25 protein-coding genes and 1 pseudogene are annotated in these 26,592 nt (G+C 70.9%); 22 read left to right on the top strand and 4 right to left on the bottom strand.

The features are described 5' to 3' along the window. Positions 1–132 (bottom strand): annotated as a pseudogene (locus tag R4I43_RS14620) (1,4-dihydroxy-2-naphthoyl-CoA synthase); the annotation flags it as partial. A gap of 133 nt (positions 133–265) precedes the next feature. On the opposite strand from R4I43_RS14620, the gene menD reads away from it, so the two are divergent. Beyond that, positions 266–1,948 carry a 2-succinyl-5-enolpyruvyl-6-hydroxy-3-cyclohexene-1-carboxylic-acid synthase gene (gene menD, locus R4I43_RS14625; protein ID WP_324266169.1) on the top strand — a complete coding sequence of 561 codons (1,683 nt, stop codon included), beginning with the start codon at positions 266–268 and terminating at the stop codon, positions 1,946–1,948. 252 nt (positions 1,949–2,200) lie between these two features. Further along, positions 2,201–3,703, top strand: coding sequence for a M1 family metallopeptidase (locus R4I43_RS14630; RefSeq protein WP_324266170.1), 1,503 nt, complete (start codon positions 2,201–2,203; stop codon positions 3,701–3,703). A 1-nt stretch (position 3,704) separates the two neighbouring features. Here R4I43_RS14630 and R4I43_RS14635 read toward each other — a convergent pair whose 3' ends face one another. After that, positions 3,705–4,994, bottom strand: a complete 1,290-nt coding sequence (locus tag R4I43_RS14635; protein WP_324266171.1) for an isochorismate synthase — start codon at positions 4,992–4,994, stop codon at positions 3,705–3,707. 88 nt (positions 4,995–5,082) lie between these two features. On the opposite strand from R4I43_RS14635, the gene R4I43_RS14640 reads away from it, so the two are divergent. The 3 genes from R4I43_RS14640 to R4I43_RS14650 all read left to right on the top strand — a co-directional run bounded on the left by R4I43_RS14640 (position 5,083) and on the right by R4I43_RS14650 (position 7,248). Further along, on the top strand, positions 5,083–5,580 hold the full coding sequence (locus R4I43_RS14640; protein ID WP_324266172.1) for a DUF3592 domain-containing protein: 498 nt from the start codon (positions 5,083–5,085) through the stop codon (positions 5,578–5,580). 106 nt (positions 5,581–5,686) lie between these two features. Then, positions 5,687–6,619, top strand: a complete 933-nt coding sequence (gene paaC, locus R4I43_RS14645; protein ID WP_324266173.1) for a 1,2-phenylacetyl-CoA epoxidase subunit PaaC — start codon at positions 5,687–5,689, stop codon at positions 6,617–6,619. A gap of 125 nt (positions 6,620–6,744) precedes the next feature. Then, positions 6,745–7,248 (top strand): hypothetical protein, encoded by a 504-nt coding sequence (locus R4I43_RS14650; protein WP_324266174.1) that lies wholly within the window; start codon positions 6,745–6,747, stop codon positions 7,246–7,248. Here the strand turns inward: R4I43_RS14650 and R4I43_RS14655 are convergent. Then, positions 7,241–8,092 carry an inositol monophosphatase family protein gene (locus R4I43_RS14655; RefSeq protein ID WP_324266175.1) on the bottom strand — a complete coding sequence of 284 codons (852 nt, stop codon included), beginning with the start codon at positions 8,090–8,092 and terminating at the stop codon, positions 7,241–7,243. The genes R4I43_RS14650 and R4I43_RS14655 overlap by 8 nt on opposite strands. Before the next feature lie 170 nt (positions 8,093–8,262). Here R4I43_RS14655 and R4I43_RS14660 point away from each other — a divergent pair, with 170 nt between their 5' ends. Next, the gene (locus R4I43_RS14660) at positions 8,263–9,393 is read left to right on the top strand and encodes a glycosyltransferase family 4 protein (RefSeq protein WP_407691254.1); all 1,131 of its coding nucleotides are present in this window, start codon (positions 8,263–8,265) and stop codon (positions 9,391–9,393) included. Between the two features lie 32 nt (positions 9,394–9,425). Next, the gene (locus tag R4I43_RS14665; protein WP_324266177.1) at positions 9,426–10,115 is read left to right on the top strand and encodes a demethylmenaquinone methyltransferase; all 690 of its coding nucleotides are present in this window, start codon (positions 9,426–9,428) and stop codon (positions 10,113–10,115) included. An 18-nt stretch (positions 10,116–10,133) separates the two neighbouring features. Here the strand turns inward: R4I43_RS14665 and R4I43_RS14670 are convergent, their stop codons facing one another. Beyond that, positions 10,134–11,051: a LysR family transcriptional regulator gene (locus tag R4I43_RS14670; RefSeq protein ID WP_324266178.1), complete on the bottom strand. Its 918-nt coding sequence runs from the start codon at positions 11,049–11,051 to the stop codon at positions 10,134–10,136. A gap of 97 nt (positions 11,052–11,148) precedes the next feature. On the opposite strand from R4I43_RS14670, the gene R4I43_RS14675 reads away from it, so the two are divergent. The 15 genes from R4I43_RS14675 (at position 11,149) to nuoK (ending at position 26,586) form a co-directional block, all read left to right on the top strand. Beyond that, positions 11,149–12,420 (top strand): CitMHS family transporter, encoded by a 1,272-nt coding sequence (locus R4I43_RS14675; RefSeq protein ID WP_324266179.1) that lies wholly within the window; start codon positions 11,149–11,151, stop codon positions 12,418–12,420. After that, complete coding sequence (locus R4I43_RS14680; protein ID WP_324266180.1) at positions 12,421–13,710, top strand: acyclic terpene utilization AtuA family protein; 1,290 nt, start codon at positions 12,421–12,423, stop codon at positions 13,708–13,710. Further along, positions 13,697–13,996 (top strand): AtuA-related protein, encoded by a 300-nt coding sequence (locus R4I43_RS14685; protein WP_324266181.1) that lies wholly within the window; start codon positions 13,697–13,699, stop codon positions 13,994–13,996. Before R4I43_RS14680 ends, R4I43_RS14685 begins: the two co-directional genes overlap by 14 nt. A gap of 188 nt (positions 13,997–14,184) precedes the next feature. Then, on the top strand, positions 14,185–15,483 hold the full coding sequence (locus tag R4I43_RS14690; protein WP_324266182.1) for a geranylgeranyl reductase family protein: 1,299 nt from the start codon (positions 14,185–14,187) through the stop codon (positions 15,481–15,483). 193 nt (positions 15,484–15,676) lie between these two features. Further along, positions 15,677–16,042 (top strand): NADH-quinone oxidoreductase subunit A, encoded by a 366-nt coding sequence (locus R4I43_RS14695; RefSeq protein WP_324266183.1) that lies wholly within the window; start codon positions 15,677–15,679, stop codon positions 16,040–16,042. 82 nt (positions 16,043–16,124) lie between these two features. Beyond that, positions 16,125–16,796 (top strand): NuoB/complex I 20 kDa subunit family protein, encoded by a 672-nt coding sequence (locus tag R4I43_RS14700; RefSeq protein ID WP_324266184.1) that lies wholly within the window; start codon positions 16,125–16,127, stop codon positions 16,794–16,796. Between the two features lie 5 nt (positions 16,797–16,801). After that, positions 16,802–17,563 carry an NADH-quinone oxidoreductase subunit C gene (locus R4I43_RS14705; protein ID WP_324266185.1) on the top strand — a complete coding sequence of 254 codons (762 nt, stop codon included), beginning with the start codon at positions 16,802–16,804 and terminating at the stop codon, positions 17,561–17,563. A 19-nt stretch (positions 17,564–17,582) separates the two neighbouring features. Beyond that, complete coding sequence (locus R4I43_RS14710; protein ID WP_324266186.1) at positions 17,583–18,911, top strand: NADH-quinone oxidoreductase subunit D; 1,329 nt, start codon at positions 17,583–17,585, stop codon at positions 18,909–18,911. After that, a complete protein-coding gene (nuoE, locus tag R4I43_RS14715; RefSeq protein ID WP_324266187.1) occupies positions 18,908–19,663 on the top strand; it encodes an NADH-quinone oxidoreductase subunit NuoE in 756 nt (251 codons plus the stop codon). The genes R4I43_RS14710 and nuoE overlap by 4 nt, the downstream gene beginning before the upstream one ends. An 8-nt stretch (positions 19,664–19,671) precedes the next feature. Then, the gene (nuoF, locus tag R4I43_RS14720; RefSeq protein WP_324266188.1) at positions 19,672–20,970 is read left to right on the top strand and encodes an NADH-quinone oxidoreductase subunit NuoF; all 1,299 of its coding nucleotides are present in this window, start codon (positions 19,672–19,674) and stop codon (positions 20,968–20,970) included. Beyond that, entirely contained in the window at positions 20,967–23,477 is a 2,511-nt protein-coding gene (locus tag R4I43_RS14725) for an NADH-quinone oxidoreductase subunit G (RefSeq protein ID WP_324266189.1), read from the top strand. The genes nuoF and R4I43_RS14725 overlap by 4 nt, the downstream gene beginning before the upstream one ends. After that, positions 23,474–24,781: an NADH-quinone oxidoreductase subunit NuoH gene (gene nuoH / locus R4I43_RS14730; RefSeq protein WP_324266190.1), complete on the top strand. Its 1,308-nt coding sequence runs from the start codon at positions 23,474–23,476 to the stop codon at positions 24,779–24,781. The genes R4I43_RS14725 and nuoH overlap by 4 nt, the downstream gene beginning before the upstream one ends. Further along, a complete protein-coding gene (nuoI, locus tag R4I43_RS14735) occupies positions 24,768–25,334 on the top strand; it encodes an NADH-quinone oxidoreductase subunit NuoI (protein ID WP_324266191.1) in 567 nt (188 codons plus the stop codon). The genes nuoH and nuoI overlap by 14 nt, the downstream gene beginning before the upstream one ends. Beyond that, complete coding sequence (locus R4I43_RS14740) at positions 25,331–26,290, top strand: NADH-quinone oxidoreductase subunit J (RefSeq protein WP_324266192.1); 960 nt, start codon at positions 25,331–25,333, stop codon at positions 26,288–26,290. The genes nuoI and R4I43_RS14740 overlap by 4 nt, the downstream gene beginning before the upstream one ends. Then, positions 26,287–26,586 (top strand): NADH-quinone oxidoreductase subunit NuoK, encoded by a 300-nt coding sequence (nuoK, locus tag R4I43_RS14745; protein WP_093414272.1) that lies wholly within the window; start codon positions 26,287–26,289, stop codon positions 26,584–26,586. Before R4I43_RS14740 ends, nuoK begins: the two co-directional genes overlap by 4 nt. The last annotated feature ends 6 nt before the right edge of the window (positions 26,587–26,592 follow it).

Raw genomic sequence — 26,592 nt, forward strand, 5'->3', positions numbered from 1 at the left:
CGCGATGCGCACCGTGCCCCGGCCAGGACCGTCCTCCACACAGCGGTGATAGGTGATGTCGGTGAAGTCGAAGCCCTCGACCGGCTCCCACAACTTCGGATCAAACAGCTCAGACACAACGGGATTCTGCACACCTGGGACAATAGGGGTAGCAAGTGCTCGGCGCGGGGTCCTCCCCGCGGCCGCCCGGTGCTTGCGTGGACGCCGGAGAAGGTCGCCGCGGAACCTTCTCCGTTGTCCGCCAGGCGATTTCAGAGGTGATCGGTTGAACCCGTCCACAGCTCAGGCTGAGGTCATCGTCGACGAGCTCGTCCGAAACGGGGTGCGGCACGCGGTGCTCGCCCCGGGATCGCGCAACGCACCTCTCGCCTACGCTCTGCACCGGGCCGCGCACGCTGCGCGTTTGCGGCTGCACGTTCGGATCGACGAGCGCAGCGCGGGTTTCCTGGCGCTGGGCCTGGCGGCGCGCACGCACCGGCCGGTACCGGTGTTCTGCACCTCCGGCACGGCGGCGAGCAACCTGCACCCGGCGGTCAGCGAGGCCTACCACGCGGGGGTTCCGCTGCTGGTGATCACGGCAGACCGGCCACCGGAGCTGCGCGCGGCCGGCGCGAACCAGACCATCGACCAGCACCGGCTGTACGGCAGCGAGGTGCGGCTGTTCGACGAGCTCGGCGTGGCCGAGGCGCGCTCGGGGCAGAACGCCTACTGGCGCAGCCAGGTCTGCCGCGCCTGGAGCGCGGCGGCGTGCGGCTTGCGCGGTGGGCCGGTGCACCTCAACGTGCCGTTCCGCGAGCCGCTGGTGCCCGACGGCGACACCGAGTGGTTCGAGTCGCTCGACGGGCGTCCCGACGGCGAGCGGTGGACCGAGGCCGCCGATCACGGTGCGGCACCGAGTTCGCTGTCGCGCCCGCGGGCGGGTCGCGGGCTGGTGCTCGTCGGCGACTGGGGCGCCGAGGCGGCCAGCGCCTGGGGTGAGCGCTTCGGGTGGCCGGTGCTGTCCGAGGTCGGCGGCGTCGGGGTGTCGGGTCCGGCTGCGATCAGCACCGGGATGTGGCTGCTCAACCTGCCCGAGTTCGTCCGGGAGCACCGGCCCGAGCAGGTGCTCTGCGTGGGGCGTCCGACGGTGTTCCGGCAGGTCCAGCAACTGCTGGCCGACGCCGGGGTGGAGGTGCTGCTGGCGCACGGCGGGATCGACTGGCCCGCGCCGGCGCACAACGTGCGCGAGGTCGCGGCGACGTTCGAGGCCGAGACCGGCGGAGCTCCGGGGCCGATCGACCCGCAGTGGCTGACGAGTTGGCAGCAGGCCGACCAGAAGGCCACCGCGGCGCTGCACGCCGCCCTCGACCTGGAGCGGTGGCCGAACGGTCCTGCGGTGGCGCGCGAGGTGGTCGACGCGCTGCCGGAGAACTCGCTGCTGGTGCTCGGTTCGTCGAACCCGAGCAGGGACGTCGCGCTCGCCGCGCGGCAGCGGCCCGACGTGCTGGTGCACCGCAACCGGGGTGCGGCCGGCATCGACGGCACGGTGTCCACGGCGATCGGCGCGGCCGCCGGGCACGGCGGACCGGCCTACGCGCTGCTGGGCGATCTGACGTTCCTGCACGACTCCAACGGCCTGGTGCTCGGCCCGTACGAGCAGCGGCCGGACCTGACGATCGTGGTGTTCAACGACGACGGCGGGGGCATCTTCAGCCTGCTGGAGCAGGGCGGTCCGGAGCACAGCGGTTCTTTCGACCGCGTCTTCGGCACGCCGCACGGAACCGACCTGGCGCAGCTGTGCGCGGCGCACGGCGTCGAGCACGTTCAGGTGCCGGGCCACGCCGAGCTGCGCGAAGCGCTCCGCCCGGCGCCCGGGTTGCGCGTGGTCGAGGTCCGGGCCAACCGGGACGAACTGCGCGCGGTGCACCAGCGGCTGCACGCGGCGGTCCGCTCCGCGCTGCTCGGATGATTCCCATCTGGAGGACGTGAAAGCTGTTGCGGCCGCGCGCGGTGTGCGTCGCCTGGAGGTGAACGCGCTGTTTCCCCGGCAGGTGAGCGGCACGCGACCGGCCACTGTGGTCACCGCACGGCGTTAGCCCGATGGTGTGCATTCGCGTTTTTCCGCGTGGTGATGGGAAAAACTCGGCGCGAAAAGCGCACCGGGTGTGAACGTGGTTGCCTAGTCTCCTGATCGAACCCAGAAGTTCGAGGAGGTGGCAGGGTGATTCGACGACAGGGCCTGCGCGCGGTGATCGCGGCCTGCTGCGCGAGCGCGGTGTTCGCCACGCCAGCGCTGGCGGGCAGCGAAGCGCCGGGCGCGCCGGGAGCCGGTGACTCCTACTTCCCCGGTTACGGCAACGGTGGCTACGACGTCTCGCACTACGACCTGCAGCTGCGCTACCAACCGGCGGACGACCACCTGCAGGGCACCGCGACGGTCGTCGCGACCGCCACGCAGGACCTGACGGCGTTCAACCTGGACTTCGCGCTCACCGCGAAGTCGGTGCGCGTCAACGGGATGCCGGCGCAGTTCAGCCAGAACGGGCTGGAGCTCACCGTGACCCCGCCTGCGACCCTGCCGAAGGGCGAGCTGGCGACCTTCGTCGTGGAGTACGAGGGAACGCCCTCGACCGTCGAGGTCAACGGCTTCAACCCGTGGGTGCGCACCTCCGACGGGGCGCTGGCGATCGGCCAGCCGGAGATCTCCTCCTGGTGGTTCCCCGGCAACGACCACCCGCGTGACAAGGCCACCTACGACGTGGCGGTGTCCGTGCCGGACGGCACCGAGGCGGTCTCCAACGGCGTGAACACCCGCCGGAGCACCTTGGCCGGGTGGACGACCTGGAACTGGCGCAACACCGAGCCGACCGCCACCTACCTGGCGTTCATGACCATCGGCCAGTACGAGTTCGTCGGCAAGACCGGTGCGTTCGGCCAGCCGTTCATCACCGCCTACTCCGACAAACTCGGCCCGCTGGCGGGCCCGGCGAAGGCGAGCATCGAGCGCACGCCGGAGGTCGTGGACTTCCTGAGCCAGTTGTTCGGCGAGTACCCGTTCTCGGCGCAGGGCGGCGTCGTCCCGGCGGAAGGCCTGAACTTCGCGCTGGAGAACCAGACCCGCCCGACCTACAGCCACAAGTTCTTCCAGAGCGCGGCGAACGTGTCGGTCGTCGTGCACGAGAACGCGCACCAGTGGTTCGGCGACTCGGTGTCGGTCGACACCTGGCGCGACATCTGGCTCAACGAGGGGTTCGCGTCCTACTCCGAGTGGTTGTGGTCGGAGGCGCAGGGGACCGGCACGACGCAGGAGCTGTTCGACCACTACTACAACTCCCACCCGGCCGACGACCCGTTTTGGCAGGTCCTGCCGGGAGACCCGGGTGCCGAGAACGTCTTCCACGACGCCGTCTACGACCGGGGTGCGATGGCGCTGCACGCGCTGCGCAACGTCGTGGGTGACGAGGCGATGATGGACATCACCCGCACCTGGGCCGCCGAGCACCGCCACTCGACCGGCACGATCGAGCAGTTCATCGATCTGGCTGAGCAGAAGTCCGGCAAGCGGCTCGACGACGTGTTCAACGCCTGGCTGTTCACCAAGGGCAAGCCCGCGGTGAGCCCGGCCACCGGCGTCGCCGCGAGCGCCGCCCGCGGGAACGTGCCCGCGCCCCCGGCAGTCGCCGAGATCGACCGCGCGCACGAACTCCTGCACGACCACGGGTGAGTCAGCGGACTCCTTCCAGCGCCTCGCGCACCGGGAGGAGTTTCGCCTCCACCTCGGCCACCTCCAGGTCCGGGTCGGAGCCGGGCACTATCCCGCCTCCGGCGAACAACCGGACCCGGCCACCGCGAGCACCGCCGGAGCCAGCTCCGGCGGTGCTCTGCTGTTCGATCTGCCCGCAGCGCAGCGCGATGCCGAGCTCGCCGTTGCCGGCACCGTCGATCCACCCGACGGGACCCGCGTAGCGGCCCCGGTCCATGCCCTCCAGCTCCGAGATCAGCGGCACCGCGTCGGCCGTGGGCGTGCCGCCGACGGCGGCCGTGGGGTGCACGGCCTCCACCATGTGCAGCAGGCCCGAACCGTCGGGCGAGTCGGCGAGCTTGCCCTCCACGTCGGTGGCCAGGTGCAGCACGTTGCGCAGCCGCAGCACCGACGGAGCGGAGGGGACCGACAGTTCGCTGCAGAACGGCCGCAGCCGCTCGGCCAGCGACTCCGCGGCGTAGGCGTGCTCGCTGCGGTTCTTGGCCGAATCCAGCAGTTCGGCGGCGATCTCGTCGTCGGTGCGACCCGGATGCGGCCAGGCCGTTCCCGCCAGCACCCGCGAGCGGACCTCGTAGCCGCGCCGTTCCAGCAGCAGTTCCGGGGTGGCGCCGACCATCCCGTCCACCGCGAAGGTCCAGCAGTTCCCGTAGCGCGCGGTCAGGTTGTGCAGCAGGAACCGCTCGTCGAGCGGTTCGGAGGTGCTGGCGACCAGGTCGTGGGCGAGCACGATCTTGCGCAGCTCGCCGCCGGAGGTGCGCATCAGCCGGACGGCCTCGGCCACCGCCTGGCGGTAGCCGGTCGAGGACAGCCGGCCGTCGCTGTAGGACACGGTGCCGGGCTGGCGCACCGGCTGCGGCTCCGGATCCCGGGCGTCACCGATGGTGGTGATCCAGCGGACCCCGTCGCGCTGGCCGACGACCACCTCGGGCAACACCAGCACCGAGTCGCCGGGCTGGTCGGCGAAGGCCAGGCTGGCGAAGGCCACCGGCCCGCAGCCCGGCAGCCCGACCGAGTCCTCCACGTCGATGTGGCCGCACAGCCGCCGCCACCACGCGTCGGCGTCGGTGAAGCGATCCGAGCCGGAGGTGTCCAGGCGTGCCGCGCAGCCCCAGCCGACGAGGCCTTCGCCCTCGCGGACCCAGCTCACCGACTCGCCACCGGGCAGCAGGTCCAGCAACGGCCGGTCGTGCCGCGGGTCGGCAGGATCGAGCCTGCGGGTGCGCGCCGTCAGCCGCCGGGATGTAGTCGCCACGCTTGGAGCGTATTCGGCGTGGGGAATCGAGTGGGCTGAGCGGCCGCGTGGCTCTCGACACGGCCCCGGACCCCTACAATCGGTCACCGTGGCAGGCGACGCGGTGACCCAGGGCGCGGCCGACTCGGTGACCAGCTCAGACACGGAGGGTGACCAGGCGGTGTCGAAAACTTCGCCTGCGCGAGTCCGCCGCCGGGTGGCCCGTGGGGTTCTCATCGCCGGGTTGTTGCTGACGGTCATGGGGCTGTCGATCATCGGTGCCTGCTTCATCAACGACCGCACGATCGTGGAATCCCGAGGTCAGGCGGTCGCCGAGGTCGTGGACACCTCGCTGACCCGGACCGTGGTGCGGTTCAACACCGAGGACGGCCGCGTCTACATCCCGCCGAACGGTGTGCTCTACCCCACCGACCTCCAGGTCGGGCAGACCGTGCGCGTCGAGTACGACTCCCGGAACCCCGATCTGGTGCGCGTCGCCGGGCGCAACGCGGTCATCTCGCTGCTGCCGGTCTTCAGCTCGCTGGCGGTGCTCTGGGCAGTGCTGCTGCCCACGTATTGGCTGCTCAGGAGATCGAACCAGGTCTGAAGGCCCTTCCGAGCAGGTCTGGGCCGGTGCGAAACTGGGGTTCGCCGAAGGGGGTCGGTGGCCGACAAGTCGAAAGGCCGGCCCCGCGTCTGCGAGGTCGTTGCCCATGAACACCCCCAGAACGCTCTCCGATTCGTCACAGGTACAGCCGCAGTGGGTGCTTGGCGCTCCGGTGCTGTCCGCGGTCGACCGCGCGCTCCCGTCCGATGCGGACCCGGCTGACCTGGCGCTCTACTGCACGATGCTCGGCGACGACGCCCTGGTGCTCGCCCACCGGCTCTCCGAGTGGGGGGTGCGCGCCGGTTTGGAGGAGTCCGCCGCGCTCGGCGAGATCGCGCACGAGCTGCTGGGGCAGGCTCGGGTCCTGTTCGGCAGGGCCGCCGAGATCAACGGCGACCAGGACGAGGACCAACTCGCCTACCTGCGAGAACCCGCCGAGTTCCGGAACGTGCGGCTGGCCGAGGTCGACTGCGGCCCCGGTCCCGGCGGCGACTTCCCGGCCACGGTCGCGCGGCTGCTGCTGTTCACCACCTGGCGGCTCGCCGTCTTCGAGGAGCTCACCAGCAGCCGGGACGCGGTGCTGGCGACGCTCGCGGCGCGGTCGCTGCACAAGCTCGCCCAGCACCGCGACCACGCCGCCCAGTGGGTGATCAGGCTCGGCGATTCCGGCCCGGGCGGGCCGCAGCTGATGAGCGCCGGGCTGCAACTGGTGTGGCCGCTGGCCGCCGAGCTGTTCGCCCCGCACCCGGTCGAGGCGCGGCTGGCCGCCGCGGGCTGCGGCGTCGATCCCTCCCGCGTGCGCACGCGCGTCGGGCAGACCCTCGACGAGGTGCTCTCCATCGCCCGCCTGAAGTCGCCGGCGCCCACCGAGTTCGGCGAGTTCACCCGGCCCGGGGGTCGCGACGGCGCGCACACCGGGAACATGGAGTTCCTGCTGGCCGACATGCAGTACCTGGCCAGGGCAGGACTGGCCGGCAACCGGGTCCCGGAGCGGCCGAGGAACGGGCGAAGTTTCGGAAACGCAATCGAAGATGAGTAGTTCCCCGCACGCCGATGAGCCCCGCCCGGGAGCACAGTGATCGAGGGGTATCGGAACGGCGGGAGCAGATGCCTGGGGGTCTTCCGCGTTCCCCTGTCGGGGTCTAGTGGAAGGGCGCAACTCGGATGGACGAGATCTGGTTGCAGGTGCTCATGGCGTTGATGGCCGGTTGCGCCGGGGCGGGCGTGGTGCTCGCGGTGCGCAGACGCCGCGAAGAACCGGCTCCCCAGGAACGGGAACCGCTGCCCGAGCGCGAGCCGGACGCCTGGGAACCGTTCGTGCAGCACTGCGAGCAGGCCGTGCTGCGGGCGAGCCGGGCGGTGGAGGCGATGTCCTCGCAGCAGGCCCGCAACCGGCTGCAGACGATCGTGCGCCGGATGGACGCCGAGCTGCCGAACCTGCGCGTGTTCGTCGAGCTCGGCCGGGGACTGGGGGACACGTCCCGGGACGTCGAGATCGCCCGCAAGGTGCGCAACGAGCTCAGCGGCGCCGAACAGCGCTTCGGCGCGGTCACCGGCGAGGTGCTCGAACTCGTCGAGGACCCCGATCCGGAGCGGGTCCAGGAGCTGCGCGGCCGGTTCCCGCTGCTGCGCCCGATCTCCGCGGTGCTGCCCGAACCCGTCAGCTAGCCGGGACCTCGGCGGCCTGCGCCCACCACTCGTGCACCTCCGCGGCGGCACCGGGCGCGGCGACCAGCAGACCGTCCCGGGGCAACGGATCCGGTTCGCCGCGCCGGTTGAGGATCGTGGCGCCGGCCTCGGCGGCCAGCGCGATCGCCCCCGCCACGTCCCACTCCTGGTAGTCGTCGAGCACGGCGGCCACGGTGTGGCCGAGCGCGACCTGGGTGATGGCCAGCGCCGGTGAGCCGAGTAAACGCACGCCGACCTGAGCGCTCGCGGCGTTGGTGATGAACCGGTCCATGCCGGGCCAGGGGCCGTTCTTGGTCAGTTCGGTGCACACGATGCCGCCGCGGATCTCGCAGCGGTCGGGCAACCGCACCGGCGTGCCGTTGGCCCGCATGCCCCGGCCGCGCGCCGCCGCGTAGATCTGCGTGCGGTACGGGTCGGCGACCACGCCCACCACCGGCCCGTGCGCGTCGAGCATCGCCAGGCTGTAGGCGCACCACGGCAGTCCGGCCACGTAGTTGGCGGTGCCGTCCACCGGGTCGACCGACCAGCGGAACTTCGAGCCGCCCTGCTGCGGCGGGCCGGTCGGTTCCTCCCCGAACTCCTCGCCGAACACCGGGGTGCCGGGGAACTCGTCGGCGAGGATGCGGCGGGTGTGCCGCTCCAGGGTGCGGCCGGTGTCGGTGACCCAGTCGAACGGTGATTCGCTGGGTTCGGGCCGGGCCCCTCGTCCCGCGGTCGCGATGATCACGTCGGCGGCGTCGTTGGCCAGCCGACCGGCGACCTCGAAAGCCCGTGACACCAGGGCCGGTTCGATCTGGGCGGGAGGAGTAGGCAGGGCCGTCATGCCTCCCCAGCCTCCGCGCGACGGGTGACCGCCCAGCAACGCAGAGGTGACCGGCCGTGGAGCCGCAGGCCACGTTTGCGGGCCGGTGCGGAGTTGGGGCGCTCTTCGGTTGTCGTTGGCGGTCGCGTCACATGGGCGTCGGCTGCTCGCCGGAACCGGCGGCGACCGTGATGTGCGTGCGCATCGCGATCGTGACCGAGAGCTTCCTGCCGCAGATCAACGGAGTGACGAACTCGGTGTTGCGGGTGCTGGAGCACTTGCGTCGTCGAGGCGACCAGGCCCTGGTCATCGCCCCCGGGCCCGGTCCGGACGAGTACGCGGGCTTCCCCGTCATCCGGTTGCCCGCGATGGACCTGCCGATCGTGTCCTCGCTGCCCATCGGGTTCCCGAGCCGCCGCGTGCTGCGCGGGCTCCAGGACTTCGAGCCCGACGTGGTGCACCTGGCCTCGCCGTTCGTGGTGGGAGCGCGCGGGCTCAACGCCGCCCGCCGGCTCGGCGTTCCGACGGTCGCCGTTTACCAGACCGACGTCGCGGGCTTCGCCGAGTCCTACGGGCTGGGGCTGACCGCGAAAGCCGCCTGGAAGTGGATCCGCCGCCTGCACTGCCACGCCGACCGCACGCTGGCCCCCTCGACGTGGGCGGTGGAGACGCTGCGCGAGCACGGGATCCCGCGCGTGCACCGCTGGGGTCGCGGCGTGGACACCGAGCGGTTCACGCCCCGCAAGCGCGATGCGCGGCTGCGCTCCGAGCTGGCGCCGGGCGGTGAGCTGCTGGTGGGCTACGTGGGCCGGTTGGCGCCGGAGAAGCGCATCGAGCGGCTCGCCGAGCTGGACGGGAACCCGGGGGTGCGGGTGGTCGTCGTCGGTGACGGCCCGGAACGCGAGCGGCTGAGCGCGGAGCTGCCGAACGCGGCGTTCCTCGGCCAGCGCACCGGCGACGAGCTGGCGGGGATCTACGCCAGCCTCGACGTGTTCGTGCACACCGGTCCGCACGAGACGTTCTGCCAGGCGGTGCAGGAGGCGATGGCCTCCGGCGTCCCGGTCATCGCCCCGGACGCGGGCGGGCCGCGCGATCTGGTCGACGTGGGCCGCACCGGGTACCTGCTGCCCGCGCACGACGACGCCGAGCACGCCGCGGCCCTGCGCGAGGCCATCGATGACCTGCGCGATCCGGCCCTGCGCGAACGCTTCGGCGGCCACGCGCGCAACGCGGTGGCCGGTCGCACCTGGCCCGCGCTGTGCCGCGAGCTGGTCGACCACTACGCGGCCGTCAGCGGCTACGCCGAGTCGGCGGCTGCCTGAAGGCGCGATCGCCCGCCACGTACGCTTCGGGTGTGTCTCGGGCAGGCTTGGACAAGAACCCTCGCGAAGTCGCTGCGATGTTCGACGGTGTCGCGCGCCGCTACGACCTGACCAACACCGTGCTGTCCTTCGGGCAGGACCGGCGCTGGCGGAAGGTGACCCGGCAGCTGCTCGCGCCCCAGCAGGACGAGAAGGTCCTCGACCTGGCCGCCGGCAGCGGTGTGTCGACCGTCGAGTTCGCCCGTTCCGGCGCCTACTGCGTCGCGGCGGACTTCTCGCTGGGCATGCTCTCGGTCGGCAAGGGCCGCGGAGTGCCGCTGGTGGCCGCCGACGCGCTGCACCTGCCGTTCGCCGATGACGCCTTCGACGCCGCGACGATCTCCTTCGGCCTGCGCAACCTCGCCGACACCGTCGAGGGCCTGCGCGAGATGCGCCGCGTGGTCCGCCCCGGCGGGCGCCTGGTGGTCTGCGAGTTCTCCACCCCCACCTGGCAGCCGTTCCGCGGCGTCTACATGAACTACTTGATGCGCGCGCTGCCGCCGATCGCCCGCGCGGTCTCCTCCAACCCGGACGCCTACGTCTACCTGGCCGAGTCCATCCGCTCCTGGCCTGACCAGCGAGCCCTCGCCGAGCTGATCGCCGAGGCGGGCTGGGTCGACACGACCTGGAAGAACCTCACCAGCGGCGTCGTGGCCGTGCACCACGCCAAGAACCCCGCCTGACCGGTCTCCGCAGCGCGGTCAGAACCACGTGGTTTCCGGCGTGGTGGTCCTGGTCGCCGTGAGGGCGTCGGTGAAGGCGCTGGTGGCCGGAGGTTGCGGGTGGTTCGGTGTGCGGATCACCGCGATGCGGCGGTGGGTTTCGGGGGTGACCAGGGGCACGTGGGCCAGGCCCGCGAAGGCGACCAGCGGTAGGACCGTGCCGGGCATGACCGCCGTGCCGAGACCCGCCGCGACCAGGCCGGCCACCGCGGTGATGTTGCTGGACTCCAGGACCACGCGAGGGTGGGCCTCGGCCTGGGTGAAGGCGCGGTCGGCGTGCTGGCGGATGCTGGAGTCGGTGCCGAAGGCGATGTGCGGTTCGGTCGCCAGCTCCGACCAGGTCAGCGTTGCGCGCGCCGCCCACCGGTGGTCCGGCGGGAACACCGCGCACATCCGGTCGGTCGCGATGGGGTGCACCGCCAGGTCCGGCAGCGGTTCGGCGACGACCGTGACGCCCAGGTCGACCTCGCCCGCGCGCACCTTGGCCAGGACCTCGTCGGACATGCCGTCCTCGATCGACAGCTCCACGTCCGGGTGCTCGGCGCGGTAGGCCGAGACCACCGGTGGCAGCAGGATCGCCGCCATCGACGGCAGCGCCGCGACCCGGACGCGGCCCCGGGTGCCGGCGAGGAAGCCCTGGAAGTGGTTGAGCCCGGCGTCGAAGGAATCCACCACCCGCCGCGCGACCAGGCAGAACTCCGCTCCTTCCGGGGTCGTGACGAGGTGCCGGGTGGTCCTTCGGAACAACGTGATGCCGAGCCTGCGCTCCACGTCGCGCACCGCGCGGCTGATCGAGGACTGCGCCAGGTGCAGCCGCTCGGCGGCCGGGGTGAACCCGCCGGTGTCGTGCACCGCGAGCACCAGGCGGAGCTGCTGCACGGTCAGATCCATGCTCATGCCGCATGAATCTATCAATTTTCATTGCTTGACCGGCATGAGCGAGGTGGATCACAGTTCTTCCGTCCGGCCCAACGGCGGTGTTCGGAGGTAGCCCATGCTCGCCGCGAGCGGATTCCTGACGATCGGCGTGTTCCTCGCCCTGGTGCTCTCGCGCAGGGTGTCGGTGCTGTTCGCGCTCACCCTGGTGCCGATCGCGGCGGCACTGCTGAGCGGTCACGGCGCGAAGCTCGGCGAGCTCGTGGCCGACGGCCTGGTCACCGTGGCCCCGGTGGCCATCATGATCACCTTCGCGGTGCTCTACTTCAGCCTCATGATCGACGCGGGCCTGTTCGACCCCGCCGTCACGCGCATCCTGCGCTGGGCCAAGGGCGACCCGCTCAAGATCACCGTCGGCACCGCGCTGCTGACCCTGCTGGTCGCCCTCGACGGCGACGGCGCCTCCACCTTCCTGATCACCGTCTCCGCCCTGCTGCCGATCTACCAGCGGCTCGGCATGCGGCGGATCGTGCTGGCGGGCGTGGTCTGCCTCGGCGCCGGGGTCATGAACATGGTGCCGTGGGGCGGGCCGACCGCCCGCGCGATGGCCGCGCTCAAGCTCGACTCCGCGCAGCTGTTCCTGCCCGTCCTGCCTGCGATGATCGCCGGGATTTGCTGGGTGCTGGTGGCCGCGTACCTGATCGGCCGGTCCGAGCGGAAGCGGCTCGGCGTGGTCGCCCTCGAAGCGGTCGAGCCGGTCCGGTTGACCGGAGCCGACCGGGTGCGGTTCTGGGTCAACGCGGTGCTGACGCTCGCGCTGGTCGGCTGCCTGCTCGCCCAGCTCGCCGACCTGGAAGTGCTGTTCCTGGTGGCCTTCCTGGTCGCGCTGCTGGTCAACCGCCCGTCCTGGCAGGGCCAGCAGGAGCTGTTCGCCAAGCACGCCTACAACGTGGTGCTGGTCGTCGTGGTGATCTTCGCGGCGGGCGTGTTCACCGGCATCCTCACCGGCACCGGCATGATCAAGGCGATGGCCGAGGGCCTGGTCGCGGTCATCCCGGACGCGGGCGGGGCGGTGCTGCCGGTGGTCACCGCGATCGCCGGGATGCCGCTGAGCCTGGTGTTCACCCCGGACGCCTTCTACTACGGCGTGGTCCCGGTGCTGGCCGAGACCAGCGCCGCGCTCGGCGGCGACCCGGCGGCGATCGGGCGGGCTGCGATCCTCGGTCAGATGACCACCGGTTTCCCGCTGAGCCCGCTGACCGCCTCCACGTTCATCCTGCTCGGCATGTCCAAGGTCGACCTCGGCGACCACCAGCGGTTCATCTTCGGCTGGGCCTTCGGCACCACTCTGGTGATGACCGCGGTCGCCCTGCTCACGGGGGTGTTGTGAGTGCGGATCGGGAGTGGAGCCGGCTTCGCCGGGGACCGGGTCGAACCGGCGGTGCAGCTCGCGCGGGCCGGGGTGGACGACCTCGTGCTGGAGTGCCTGGCCGAACGCACCATCGCCCTCGGGCAGCAGCGCAGGCTGGGCGATCCGGACCAGGGCTACGACCCGCTGCTGCGCGCCCGCTTCGAGCGGCTGCTGCCGGTCGCGGTGGCGAACGGAGCACGGGTGATCACCAACATGGGCGCGGCCCATCCGCTGCGCGCGGGCGAGGTCACCCGCGAGGTGATGGCGGCTGCCGGTCTGACCGGGCGGATCGCGGTGGTCACCGGCGACGACGTGCTGGACCGGATCGACCCGGGCATCCCGGCGCTGGAGGACGGGGTTCCGCTGGCCGGGCACGGGGAGATCGTCTCGGCCAACGCCTACCTCGGCGCTGATGCGCTGCTGCCCGCGCTGGACGCGGACGTGGTGATCACCGGCCGGGTCGCCGACCCGTCGCTGTTCGTGGCACCGATCGCGCAGCGGATGGGCTGGGACCTCGACGACGTGCCGCGCACCGCCGCGGCGACGCTGGTCGGGCACGTCCTGGAGTGCGCCGGGCAGGTCACCGGCGGTTACTTCGCCGACCCGGGCGTCAAGGACGTGCCGGGCCTGGCCGAGCTGGGCTTCCCGTTCGCCGACATCGCCGCGGACGGCAGCGCGACCATCGGCAAGCCCGCGGGCAGCGGCGGGGTGGTGACGGTCGGGACGGTCCGCGAGCAGCTGCTCTACGAGGTCACCGACCCGACCGGGTACCGCACGCCCGACGTGGTCCTGGACTTCCGCGAGGTCCGCGCCGAGCGGGCCGGTACCGATCGGGTGCGCATCAGCGGAGCGCTCGGGCGTGCCAAGCCCGGTGAGCTGAAGGTCAGCGTCGGCTACCGCGCAGGTCATCGCGCCGAGTGCGGCATCAGCTACGCCGGGCCGGGCGCGGCCGACCGGGCCCGGCTTGCCGCCGACGTCGTCACCCGGCGGTTGTGCGGGACCGGGCTGCGGGTGCGCGCGGACGTGCTGGGGGCGGTGGGCGATCCGGACGGCGAGTGCCGGCTGCGGGTGGCGGCGATGGCGGAGGCCCGGATGGCCGCGCAGATCGTCTGCCACGAGGTCGAATCGCTCTACACCAACGGCCCGGCCGGAGGGGGCGGCGTCCGCACCGACGTGCGCGAGGTGATCGGCATCGTCTCCGCGCTGATCCCCAGGTCGGACGTGAAATCGCAGGTCACAACCCTGGAGGTGGCGGATGCGGTTGCATGAGATCGCGCACTGCCGAGCGGGCGACAAGGGCGACACCTCGATCCTGTCGGTGTTCCCGCTCGACGACGCCGACTACGACCGGCTCCGCCGGGAGCTCACCGCGAGTCGGGTCCGGGACCACCTCGCCGGCCAGGTCAGGGGCGAGGTCACCCGCTACGAGCTGCCGCTGCTCAAGGCGTTGCAGTTCACCTGCCACCAGGCGCTCGACGGCGGCGTGACCACCTCGCTCGCGCTGGACACCCACGGCAAGACCCTCAGCTCCCGGCTGCTCGCGCTGGACCTCTGAGCTCCCGGGGCACGTGCGGTGGTGACCCGCGCCGAGGCCGCGGGAGCAGGACCGGATGGCGGCTTTCCTCACTCGGGTGGCCTAGGCGAAAGGGTCGATAGCGCTGGTGCAGCGGCTTAGACTCGCAATTAGTGAACTCGTTCACAAGCGGGTTTCGCACCGAGCACTGCACTAGTTCGAGGAGTGTCATGACCAGCGCCACCAGCCGCCGCCGACCGGACGATGACGCCGACGTGATCGTCGTCGGGGCCGGACCGGCCGGCTCGACGGCTGCGACGTACCTGGCCAGGGCGGGACTGGACGTCCTGCTGCTGGAGAAGAGCGTCTTCCCGCGGGAGAAGGTCTGCGGCGACGGGATTACGCCACGGGGCGTCAAGCAGCTCATCGACCTGGGCATCGACACCCGGGAAGAAGCCGGCTGGCTGCACAACAAGGGCCTGCGGGTCGTCGGCGGCGGAGTCAGCCTGGAGCTCGACTGGCCGAGCCTGTCCGACTTCCCGCCCTACGGCGTGGTCCGCCCGCGCAACGACTTCGACGACCTGCTGGCCCGCAACGCCCAGCTCGCCGGGGCCCGGCTGTTCCAGCAGACCAGCGTCAGCGGAGCCATCACCGACGAGCGCACCGGCCGGGTCGTCGGGGTCGAGGCCAAGACCGGGCCCGAGCGCGAGCCGGTCACCTACCGGGCGCCGCTGGTGCTCGCCTGCGACGGGGTGTCGGCGCGGCTGGCGCTGTCGGTGGGCCTCGAGAAGCGCGACGACCGCCCGATGGGCGTGGCCGTGCGCCGGTACTACACCAGCCCGCGCACCAAGGACGAGTTCCTGGAGTCGCACCTGGAGCTGTGGGACAAGTCCGACCCGGCCGAACCGCGCCTGCTGCCGGGTTACGGCTGGATCTTCGGCATGGGCGACGGGACCGTGAACGTCGGGCTGGGCATCCTGTCCACCTCCTCGGCCTACGGCAAGACCGACTACCGGCAGCTGATGCGGTCCTGGCTGGACGGAACTCCCGAGGAGTGGGGATTCCGGGAGGGCAACGCCACCGGCAAGATCGGCGGCGCGGCGCTGCCGATGGGTTTCAACCGCACCCCGCACTACCGCGACGGCCTGCTGCTGGTCGGCGACGCGGGTGGGATGGTCAACCCGTTCAACGGTGAGGGCATCGCCTACGCCATGCAGTCGGCGCGGCTGGCGGCCGAGTGCGCGGTGCACGCGATGGCCCGACCGACCTCGTTCTCCCGCGAGCAGGCGCTGCGCCGGTACCCGACGGCCGTGCAGCAAGAGCTCGGCGGCTACTTCCGGCTCGGCAATATCTTCAGCAAGTTGATTGGCAATCCCACCGTGATGCGGATGGCCACCAAGCACGGTCTGCCGCGCCAGACGTTGATGCGTTTCGTGTTGAAGCTGCTGGCAAATCTCTACGACGAGAAGGGTGGGGACGTCATGGATCGTGTGATCAGCGCCACTACTCGCGTCACCCCTAGCGCGTGACCGTGAGTGTCTGGTCAGATGTCCGGGCAAGGGTGAGACAAGTCATAAAGTTAGGTTCGCCTCACTACGGAGCCGATTCGGCCGACCGCATAGAGTGCGCACCGAATGCCTGAGGCGTGACCTGCGTCTCGGCGGGGACTGACGATGTGTGTTCCGGAACACAACACCCGGAACCGGTTGGAGGGCAGCAAAGGTGCTCGACCCGTACATCCCGTTGGTGCTGTTGTTCGCGCTGGCGCTGGGATTCGCGGTGTTCTCGGTCGCGATCGCACCGCTCGTCGGTCCCCGCCGCTACAACAAGGCGAAGCTCGACGCCTACGAGTGCGGCATCGAACCGTCGCCGCAGCCCGTCATCGGCGGCGGCCGGATGCCCGTCGCCTACTACCTGACCGCGATGTTGTTCATCCTCTTCGACATCGAGATGGTCTTCCTCTACCCGTTCGCGGTCTCGGCCGACGCCCTGGGGTTGTTCGGCGTCGTCGAGATCGTGCTGTTCATAGCGACCGTCGGCTTCGCCTACATCTACGTCTGGCGGAGAGGCGGCCTGGACTGGAACTGATCGGAGCGCGACGCCCGGTACGCCGGGCGCCTGGGACGAACTGCAGGGACTAGCCGCAAGGACGCGGGAAGGAGTGCCGGCGATGGGGCTCGAAGAGCAGCTGCCCAACGGCATCCTGTTGGCCAACGTGGAGAAGCTCGTCAACTGGACCCGGAAGACGTCGATGTGGCCGGCGACGTTCGGGCTGGCCTGCTGCGCCATCGAGATGATGACCGTTGGCGGTTCCCGCTACGACATCTCGCGGTTCGGCATGGAGCGCTTCTCCGCCACCCCGAGACAGGCCGATCTGATGATCGTGGCCGGTCGGGTCACCAACAAGATGGCCCCGGTGTTGCGCCAGATCTACGACCAGATGCCCGAGCCGCGCTGGGTGTTGGCGATGGGCGTGTGCGCCTCCACCGGCGGCATGTTCAACAACTACGCGGTCGTGCAGGGCGTCGACCACGTGGTGCCGGTGGACATGTACCTGCCGGGATGTCCGCCGCGCCCGGAGATGCTGCTCGACGCGATCCTCAAGCTGCACGCCAAGATCATGGACGAGCCGATCAACGCCAAGCGCGCGCAGGAGAAGCTCGAGCGCGGCGATCGCACGCCGATGATCGCCTCCTCCGTCCGGTACGCGCCGAAGAACGCCTCGCAGCGCAAGCGCGCCGAACGGCAGCAGGCCGCGCAGCGGCGCGAGATGGGCGGATCCGACGAGATCGGCGCCTTCGAGAGCGCGCCCGAGCGTCCGGAACTCAAGGCGGGTAGGTGATTTCGATGGCGGACGAGGAAACCACCCCGGCTCCCGGCGAACCCGGTTCCAGCGCCGAGCGCTCGGGAGACCTGACGCCCACCGGCGCCGAACCGGCCCGGGCCGGAGCGCCCATCGCGGGCCGGGACCGCCAGGGCATGTTCGGCGTTCGCGGCACCGGCGACACCTCGGGTTACGGCGGGCTGCACCTGCCGGCCTACGTGCCGCCCGCCGCCGAGCGGCCCTACGGCGGCTGGTTCGACGAGGTCGCCGACGCGCTGTTCGACGCGTTGCGCGCCAACGGGATCCCGGCCGACACCGTGCAGCAGGTGACCGTCGACCGCGGCGAGATCACCTTCTACCTGCGCCGCGAGCACCTCCTCGAGGTCTGCAGCATCTTCCGCGACGACCCGGCGCTGCGGTTCGAGCTGTGCAGCTCGGTGTCCGGTGTGGACTACGGGCCGGACGCGCCGCAGCGGCTGCACTCGGTCTACCACCTGACGTCGATGACCTACCGCCGTCGCGTCCGGCTCGAAGTCGCCGTGGACGTGGAGGACCCGCACCTGCCGTCGGTCGTGCCGGTCTACCCGACCGCCGACTTCCAGGAGCGCGAAGCCTGGGACATGTTCGGCCTGATCTACGACGGACACCCGGCGCTGACCCGGATCCTGATGCCCGACGACTGGGACGGTCACCCGCAGCGCAAGGACTACCCGCTCGGCGGAATCCCGGTGGAGTACAAGGGCGCCGAGATCCCGCCGCCGGACCAGCGCAGGGCCTACTCGTGATCGCGGAGAGGTGTGGGCAATGACCACCGAATCACTCACCGGCGCGTACCCCGCCGAGTCGAGAGACACCACCGAGGGCCGCATCTTCACCGTCACCGGCGGCGACTGGGACGAGTTCCTGGACGAAACCGGCGGCGAGGAGCGGGTTGTCATCAACCTGGGCCCGCAGCACCCGTCCACGCACGGCGTTCTGCGCCTGGTGCTGGAGCTGGAGGGCGAGACGGTCACCAAGGCCCGCTCGGTCATCGGCTACCTGCACACCGGCATCGAGAAGAACACCGAGTACCGGACGTGGACCCAGGGCGTCACCTTCGTGACGCGCATGGACTACCTGGCGCCGCTGTTCACCGAGACCGCCTACTGCCTGGGCATCGAGAAGCTGCTGGGCATCGAGGCGCCGAAGCGGGCGCAGACGATGCGCGTGATGCTGATGGAGCTCAACCGGATCTCCTCGCACCTGGTCTTCCTGGCCACCGGTGCGATGGAGCTGGGCGCGACCACCGGCATGACCTACGGCTTCCGCGAGCGCGAAGAGGTCCTGCACCTGCTGGAGTTCCTGACCGGTCTGCGGATGAACCACGCGTTCGTCCGGCCCGGTGGCGTCGCGCAGGACCTGCCGGAGGGCTGGCAGGACAAGGTGCGCGAGTTCATCAAGGTCATGGACACCCGCCTGCCGGACTACGACAAGCTCTTCAGCGGTCAGCCGATCTGGAAGCAGCGGCTCCAGGATGTCGGCTACCTGCCGCTGGACGGCGCGCTGCAGCTAGGCGTGACCGGCCCGCTGCTGCGGGCCGCGGGACTGCCGTGGGACCTGCGCAAGGTCGAACCGTACTGCGATTACGAGGAATACGACTTCGAGGTGCCCACCAGCAATGACGGTGACTGCTACGCGCGGTACCTGCTGCGGGTGCAGGAGATGCACGAGTCGCTGAAGATCATCCGGCAGTGCGTGGACAAGATGGAGTCCGGCCCGCACATGGTGGAGGACGCCAAGATCGCCTGGCCGGCGAAGCTGAGCATCGGCGCCGACGGCATGGGCAACTCCTTGGAGCACGTCCGCAAGATCATGGGCCAGTCCATGGAGTCGCTGATCCACCACTTCAAGCTGGTGACCGAGGGCTTCGACGTTCCGCCCGGCCAGGCGTACGCGCCCGTCGAGTCGCCGCGCGGCGAGCTGGGCGTCCACTTGGTCTCCGACGGCGGCACCCGGCCGATGCGGGTGCACGTGCGCGAACCCAGTTTCGTGAATCTGCAGGCGATGCCGGCGATGGCCGAAGGCGGACTGGTGGCCGACGTGATCGCGTCCGTCGCCTCCATCGACCCGGTGATGGGCGGGGTGGATCGATGACCGAGCAGTTCGAGTTCACCACCACCGAGGAGCAGACCGGCGCGGTCGACACCTCGGTGTTCGGCGAGGACACCCGGGCCGAGGCGAAGCAGATCATCGCCCGGTACCCGGAGTCGCGGTCGGCGCTGCTGCCGATGCTGCACCTCGTGCAGTCGGTGCAGGGGCACGTCAGCCCGGCGGGCATCAAGCTCTGCGCCGAGGAGCTGGCGCTGTCGGTGGCCGAGGTCAGCGCCGTGGCGACCTTCTACACGATGTACAAGCGCAAGCCGTGCGGGCAGCACCTGGTCAGCGTGTGCACCAACACGATGTGCGCGGCGCTGGGCGGCGATGCGATCTACAAGACGCTCGGCGAGCACCTGGGCGTCGGGCACGAGGGAACCGCCGGTGAGCCCGGCACCGAGGGTTCGATCACCCTCGAGCACGCCGAGTGCCTTGCGGCCTGCGACTTCGCGCCGGTGCTGCAGGTCAACTACGAGTACTACGACAACCAGACGTCCGAGCAGGCGTTGGAGCTGGTCAAGTCCCTGCAGCGCGGTGAGAGGCCCAAGCCGACGCGCGGCCCGGAGCTCTCGGACTTCCGGGGTGCCGAGCGCCAGCTGGCCGGGTTCTTCGACGACCTCGACGAGACCGTGACCGGGCCGTCGCAGGCGACCGAGACCAACCGGGGCGCCGCGCTGGCCCAGGAGCGCGGCTGGACCGCGCCGAGCATGCCCGATGACGCGGAACTCCCGCCGCTGCCGGAGAAGAAGTGAGGGTGGCCATGACCGAACCGAGCACCAGCCCGGTGACCCCGGTGCTGACCAAGCGGTGGCTGTCGCCGAACTCCTGGACGCTGCACACCTACGAGCAGCTGGAGGGCTACACCGCGCTGCGCAAGGCGCTGCAGGCCCATCCGGACCAGCTGATCGAGCTGGTCAAGGCCTCCGGTCTGCGCGGGCGCGGTGGTGCGGGCTTCCCGGCGGGCGTGAAGTGGGGCTTCATGCCCAAGGACCCGGTCAAGCCGCACTACCTGGTCATCAACGCCGACGAGGGCGAACCGGGGACCTGCAAGGACATCCCGCTGATGATGGCCGACCCGCACTCGCTGATCGAGGGCTGCATCATCGCCAGCTACGCGATGCGCGCCAACCACTGCATGATCTACGTGCGCGGCGAGGCGCTGCACCCGTTGCGGCGGCTCAACCACGCGGTCCGCGAGGCCTACGCCGCCGGCTACCTCGGCAAGAACATCCTGGACTCGGGCTTCGACCTGGACATCGTCGTGCACGCCGGGGCGGGCGCCTACATCTGCGGTGAGGAGACGGCGCTGCTGGACTCCCTGGAGGGCAAGCGCGGTCAGCCGCGGCTCAAGCCCCCGTTCCCCGCCGCTGCCGGGCTCTACGCCTGCCCGACGACGGTGAACAACGTGGAGACCATCGCCTCGGTGCCGTTCATCGTCAACGGCGGCTCGGACTGGTTCCGCACGATGGGCAGCGAGAAGTCGCCGGGCCCGAAGATCTACTCGATCTCCGGCCACGTCGAGAACCCGGGCCAGTACGAGGCGCCGATGGGCACCACGCTCCGGCAGCTGCTGGAGCTCGCGGGCGGCATGAAGGACGGCGTCCCGCTGAAGTTCTGGACCCCGGGCGGCTCCTCGACACCGCTGTTCACCGCCGAGCACCTCGACGTCCCGCTGGACTTCGAGGGCGCGGCCGAAGCCGGCTCGATGCTGGGCACCACCGCCGTCCAGGTGTTCAACGAGACGGTGTCGGTGCCGTGGGCGGTGATGAAGTGGACGCAGTTCTACGAGCACGAGTCCTGCGGCAAGTGCACGCCGTGCCGGGAGGGCACGTACTGGCTGGCGCAGGTGCTGGAGCGGATGGTCGACGGGCGCGGCAGCGAGGAGGACATCGACACCCTCCTCGACGTCTGCGACAACATCTTCGGCCGCTCGTTCTGCGCCCTCGGTGACGGCGCGGTCAGCCCGATCACCAGCGGCATCAAGTACTTCCGCGAGGAGTTCCTCGCGCTGTGTGAGAAGAACGAGAAGGCTCCGGAGCTGGTAGGAGCGGCCCGATGACCCTGGCACCCGAATCCGAAGCCCGCCCGGTCCCGGAGGGCTACGTCCGGCTCACCATCGACGGGATCGAGGTCGAGGCGCCCAAGGGCGAGCTGCTGATCCGGACCGCCGAGCGGATGGGCATCACCATCCCGCGGTTCTGCGACCACCCGCTGCTGGACCCGGCGGGCGCCTGCCGGCAGTGCCTGGTCGAGGTCGAGATGAACGGCCGGGCCATGCCGAAGCCGCAGGCCTCCTGCACCATGACCGTCGCCGACGGGATGGTCGTCAAGACGCAGAACTCCTCGCCGGTGGCCGACAAGGCGCAGCAGGGCGTGATGGAGCTGCTGCTGATCAACCACCCGCTGGACTGCCCGATCTGCGACAAGGGCGGCGAGTGCCCGCTGCAGAACCAGGCGCTCAAGCACGGCCGCGCGGAGTCCCGGTTCCACGACACCAAGCGGACCTTCGCCAAGCCGGTGCCGATCTCCTCGCAGGTCCTGCTCGACCGCGAGCGCTGCGTGCTGTGCCAGCGCTGCACCCGGTTCTCCAAGCAGATCGCCGGTGACCCGTTCATCGAGCTGCTGGAACGCGGTGTGCTGCAGCAGATCGGCATCGGCGAGCAGCAGCCGTTCCAGTCCTACTTCTCCGGCAACACCATCCAGATCTGCCCGGTCGGCGCGCTGACCAGCGCGGCCTACCGGTTCCGCTCGCGGCCGTTCGACCTGGTCTCCACGCCGGGGCAGTGCGAGCACTGCGCCTCGGGCTGCGCGACCCGGACGGACTGGCGGCGCGGCAAGGTGATGCGCCGGCTGGCCGGGGACGACCCGGAGGTCAACGAGGAGTGGATCTGCGACAAGGGCCGCTTCGCGTTCCGCTACGCCAACGCCGCCGACCGCATCACCCGGCCGCAGGTCCGGGTCAACGGCGAGCTGCGCGAGGCGTCCTGGACCGAGGCGCTGCAGGCGGCGGCCGAGGGCCTGGCCGAGGCGCGTGACGCGCGCGGGGTCGGGGTGCTGCCCGGCGGCCGGCTGACCGTCGAGGACGCCTACGCCTACTCGAAGTTCGCGCGAGTCGCGTTGCGCACCAACGACATCGACCACCGGGCCCGCCCGCACTCCACCGAGGAGCTGCGGTTCCTGGAGTCCGCGGTGGTCGGGGTGACGCCGGAAACCGGTGTCACCTACCGGGATCTGGAGTCCGCACCGGCCGTGCTGTGCGTGGCGTTCGAGCCGGAGGAGGAGTCGCCGATCGTCTTCCTGCGGCTGCGCAAGGCAGCCCGGACGGGCGGGACGCAGGTCTTCCACATCGCGCCGCGCACCTCGCCGGGCGTGGAGAAGACCACGGTCATCACCCACGCCGGAGGCCCGGTGCGCACCGGCTCGCTGGTGCCCTGCGTCCCCGGCGGTGAGGCCGCCGCGCTGGAGTCGCTGCCGTCCGATGTGGACGAGGCGATCCGGCAGCAGGGCGCGGTGCTCGTCGTCGGCGAGCGCGCCGCCGAGGTGCCCGGCCTCCTCTCCGAGGTGCTGCGCACCGCCCAGCGCACCGGGGCCCGGGTCGCCTGGATCCCCCGGCGCGCCGGGGAGCGCGGCGCCATCGAGGCGGGTGCCCTGCCGACGCTGCTGCCCGGTGCTCGTCCCGTCGTCGACGACCACGCCCGCTCCGAGGTCGAGCGCACCTGGGGCATGGCCCCCGGTTCGCTGCCGGCCGCCGCGGGCCGCGACGCCACCGAGATCCTGACCGCGGCCGCCTCCGGCGCGCTGTCCGGCCTGGTGCTCGGCGGGGTCGACCCCGACGACCTGCCCGACCCGGCGCTGGCCCGGAAGGCCCTGGAAGCGGCCGACTTCGTGGTCAGCCTCGAGCTCCGGCCCAGCGCGGTGACCGAGCGGGCCGACGTGGTGCTGCCGATCGCGCCCAGCGCGGAGAAGACCGGCAGCTACCTCAACTGGGAGGGCCGCCGCCGCGATTTCGGCACCACCATCGACGGCACCGGTGCGCTGCCGGACTGCCGGGTGCTGGACACCCTCGCGGTGGAGATGGACGCCGACCTGTTCACCCAGAGCCCGGCCGCCGCGAGCGCCGAGCTCGAACGGCTCGGCACGCACACCGGCAGCCGCACCGACGCCCCGGACGAGCCCGTCGCGCACGCACCGCGACCAAGCCCCGGCCAGGCCGTGCTGGCGACCTGGCGGCAGCTGCTGGACAACGGTTCGCTGCAGGTCGAGGAGCCGAACCTGGCGGGCACCGCCCGCAACCGGGTCGCGATCCTCTCGCCGGACACCGCCAGGCGCGTCGAGATCAGTTCCGGGCAGCGCCTCGAAATCAGCACCGAGCGGGGCAAGATCGTGCTGCCGGTCGAGATCGCCGACATGCCCGACGACGTCGTGTGGGTGCCAACCGACTCCGGGAAGGCCCGGGTCCACGAGGCCCTCGGCGCGGGCCACGGTGCGCTGGTCGACCTCGCCCCGGCGAGCGGAGGACCCGAGACGAACGGCAATTCCGCCCACCACCGCGGGGGGAACGCATGACCAGAACGGCCGAACTGCTCGCCGACGACCCGATCTGGCTGATCCTGATCAAGGTCGTCGCGATCTTCGTCTTCCTGGTGCTGATGACGCTGCTGACGATCTGGGCGGAACGCCGGGTCATCGGCCGCATGCAGCACCGGCCCGGCCCGAACCGCGCTGGCCCCTTCGGCATCCTCCAGTCGCTGGCCGACGGCCTGAAGCTGGCGTTCAAGGAGGACATCCGGCCGGTCATGGCCGACAAGTGGGTGTACTTCCTGGCCCCGGCGATCTCCGCGACGCCCGCGCTGGTGTCGTTCTCGGTGATGCCGATCGGCCCCGAGGTCACCATCTTCGGCGAGCGCACCGCGCTGCAGCTGGTGGACCTGCCGGTCGGCCTGCTGGTCGTGCTGGCCTGCGCCTCGGTCGGCGTCTACGGCATCGTGCTGGCCGGGTGGGCGTCCGGCTCCCCGTACCCGCTGCTGGGGTCGCTGCGGTCGGCGGCGCAGGTGATCTCCTACGAGATCGCGATGGGCCTGTCGTTCGTCGCGGTCATCATGTACGCGGGCACGCTGTCGACCTCCGGCATCGTCGAGGCGCAGGAGCACGGCTGGTTCTTCGCCCTGCTGCCGGTGAGCTTCCTGGTCTACCTGGTGTCGATGGTCGGTGAGACCAACCGCGCCCCGTTCGACCTCCCGGAAGCCGAGTCCGAGCTGGTCGGCGGCTTCCACACCGAGTACTCCTCGCTGAAGTTCGCGCTGTTCTTCCTCGCCGAGTACATCAACATGGTCACCGTCTCGGCGCTGGCGACGACGCTGTTCTTCGGCGGCTACCGCGCGCCGTGGCCGCTGTCGCTGATCGGCGACGGGGTGCTCAACACCGGCTGGTGGCCGGTGCTGTGGTTCCTCGGCAAGACGATCGGGGTCCTGTTCTTCTTCATCTGGCTGCGCGGCACGCTGCCGCGCCTGCGCTACGACCAGTTCATGGACCTCGGCTGGAAGCTGCTGGTCCCGGTCAGCCTGGTGTGGATCGTGGCGGTGACCGTGATCCGCGCGCTGCGCAACTCCGAAGCGGTCAGCACCCAGCAGTTCATGATCGGCGGCGCGATCGTGGTGGTGATCCTGGTCGCGGCCACGTTCCTCATCCCGGACCGCAAGCCGGCCAAGGACCCGGACGAGGTGCCGATGGCCGGCAGCGGGTTCCCGGTGCCGCCGCTCGACCTGGAAGTCCCCAAGACCCCGCCGCGGCGCACCCCGGTGCGCAGCGGCACCGGTTCCGGCGAACTCGCGGGTCCGGAAGGCGAGGAGGCGCCACATGGGAATGTTTGATCCGATCAAGGGCTTCGGCGTCACCTTCTCGACGATGTTCAAGAAGGTCGTCACCGAGGAGTACCCCGAGGTCAAGAAGGTCGCCGCGCCCCGGTTCCACGGCCGCCACCAGCTCAACCGGCACCCGGACGGGCTGGAGAAGTGCGTGGGCTGCGAGCTGTGCGCGTGGGCGTGCCCGGCCGACGCGATCTTCGTGGAGGGCGGGGACAACACCGACGAGGCCCGCTACTCGCCGGGTGAGCGCTACGGCATGGACTACCAGATCAACTACCTGCGCTGCATCGGCTGCGGGTTGTGCATCGAGGCGTGCCCGACGCGCGCGCTGACGATGACCAACGAGTACGAGACCGCGGACGACAACCGCCAGGACCTGATCTACACCAAGGAGGACATGTTGGCGCCGCTGCTGCCCGGCATGGAGCAGCCGCCGCACCCGATGCGCCTCGGCGAGGACGAGCAGGACTACTACGTCAACGGTCCCGCGCTCGCCAAGCAGCGAGGGGTTCCGACCGGGACGACGGTGGAATCCGGTCCGGAGGTGGATGCGCGATGAGCACCGAAATCGTGCTGGCGCAGGGCGGTGACGTGGTCGGCACCGGGGAAGCGGTGCTGTTCTGGGTCCTCGGCCCGCTGTCGCTGCTGGGCGCGCTCGGCATGGTCTTCGCCCGCAACGCGGTGCACTCCGCGCTGTGGCTGGTGCTGACGATGCTGAGCCTGGGCGTGCTCTACATGGGTCAGAGCGCGCCGTTCCTGGGCTTCACCCAGATCATCGTCTACACCGGCGCGATCATGATGCTGTTCCTGTTCGTGCTGATGATGGTCGGCCGCGACTCCTCGGACTCGGTGGTGGAAGTCCTGCGCGGACAACGCCTCTGGGCCGGTCTCGGCGGAATCGGCCTGGCAGCGCTGCTGGTGTCGGGCCTGGCCCGGTCGCTGACCTCGGTGCAGGTGGCGCCGCCGCTGGACCCCTGGCAGCCCGCCGGTGGTGGCGCGGGCGGTCTCGGCCGGCTGATCTTCACCGACTACCTGTTCCCGTTCGAGCTGACCTCCGCGCTGCTGATCACCGCGGCCGTCGGCGCGATGGTGCTGGCCTACGGCGGCAAGGGCCGCGGCCCGCGCCTGAGCCAGCGGGAGCGCGCCAACGCCCGCTTCCGCAGCGACCGCTCGTCGCCGCTGCCCGGCCCCGGCGTGTACGCCACGGCCAACTCGGTCGCGGTGCCCGCGCTGCTGCCGGACGGTTCGGTCGCGCCCGAGTCGCTGTCGGAGCTGCTGGAGAACCTGCCCGCGGAGCAGCTCGACGAGGAGCGCCGCGCGGTCGCCGGGAACGAACCAGGACCCGACGCGCACGCCTTGACCAGCGAGCCGGAGTTGCCCGAGCAGACCAGCTCCGGCAAGTCCGGTGAGCCGGTCGTCGAAACCGGGCCCGAGATCCCGGCGCCCGGCGGGGCGAACGGCAACGGGCACGCCACCGCGCGCTCGGAGCACGCCACCGAGGAGGTTCACCAGTGACCCCCACGTACTACCTGCTGCTGTCCGCGCTGCTGTTCTCGATCGGCGCGGTCGGAGTCCTGGTGCGGCGCAACGCCATCGTGGTGTTCATGTGCGTCGAGCTGATGCTCAACGCGGTCAACCTGACGCTGGTCACCTTCGCCCGCATCGAAGGAACGGTGCACGGGCAGGTCATGGCGTTCTTCGTGATGGTCGTCGCGGCCGCCGAGGTGGTCGTCGGCCTGGCCATCATCATGTCGATCTTCCGGACGCGTCGCTCGGCCTCGGTCGATGACGCCAACCTGCTCAAGTACTGAGAGGGC

This window comes from Saccharopolyspora mangrovi (assembly GCF_035320975.1).
Classification (GTDB): Bacteria; Actinomycetota; Actinomycetes; order Mycobacteriales; family Pseudonocardiaceae; genus Saccharopolyspora; species Saccharopolyspora mangrovi.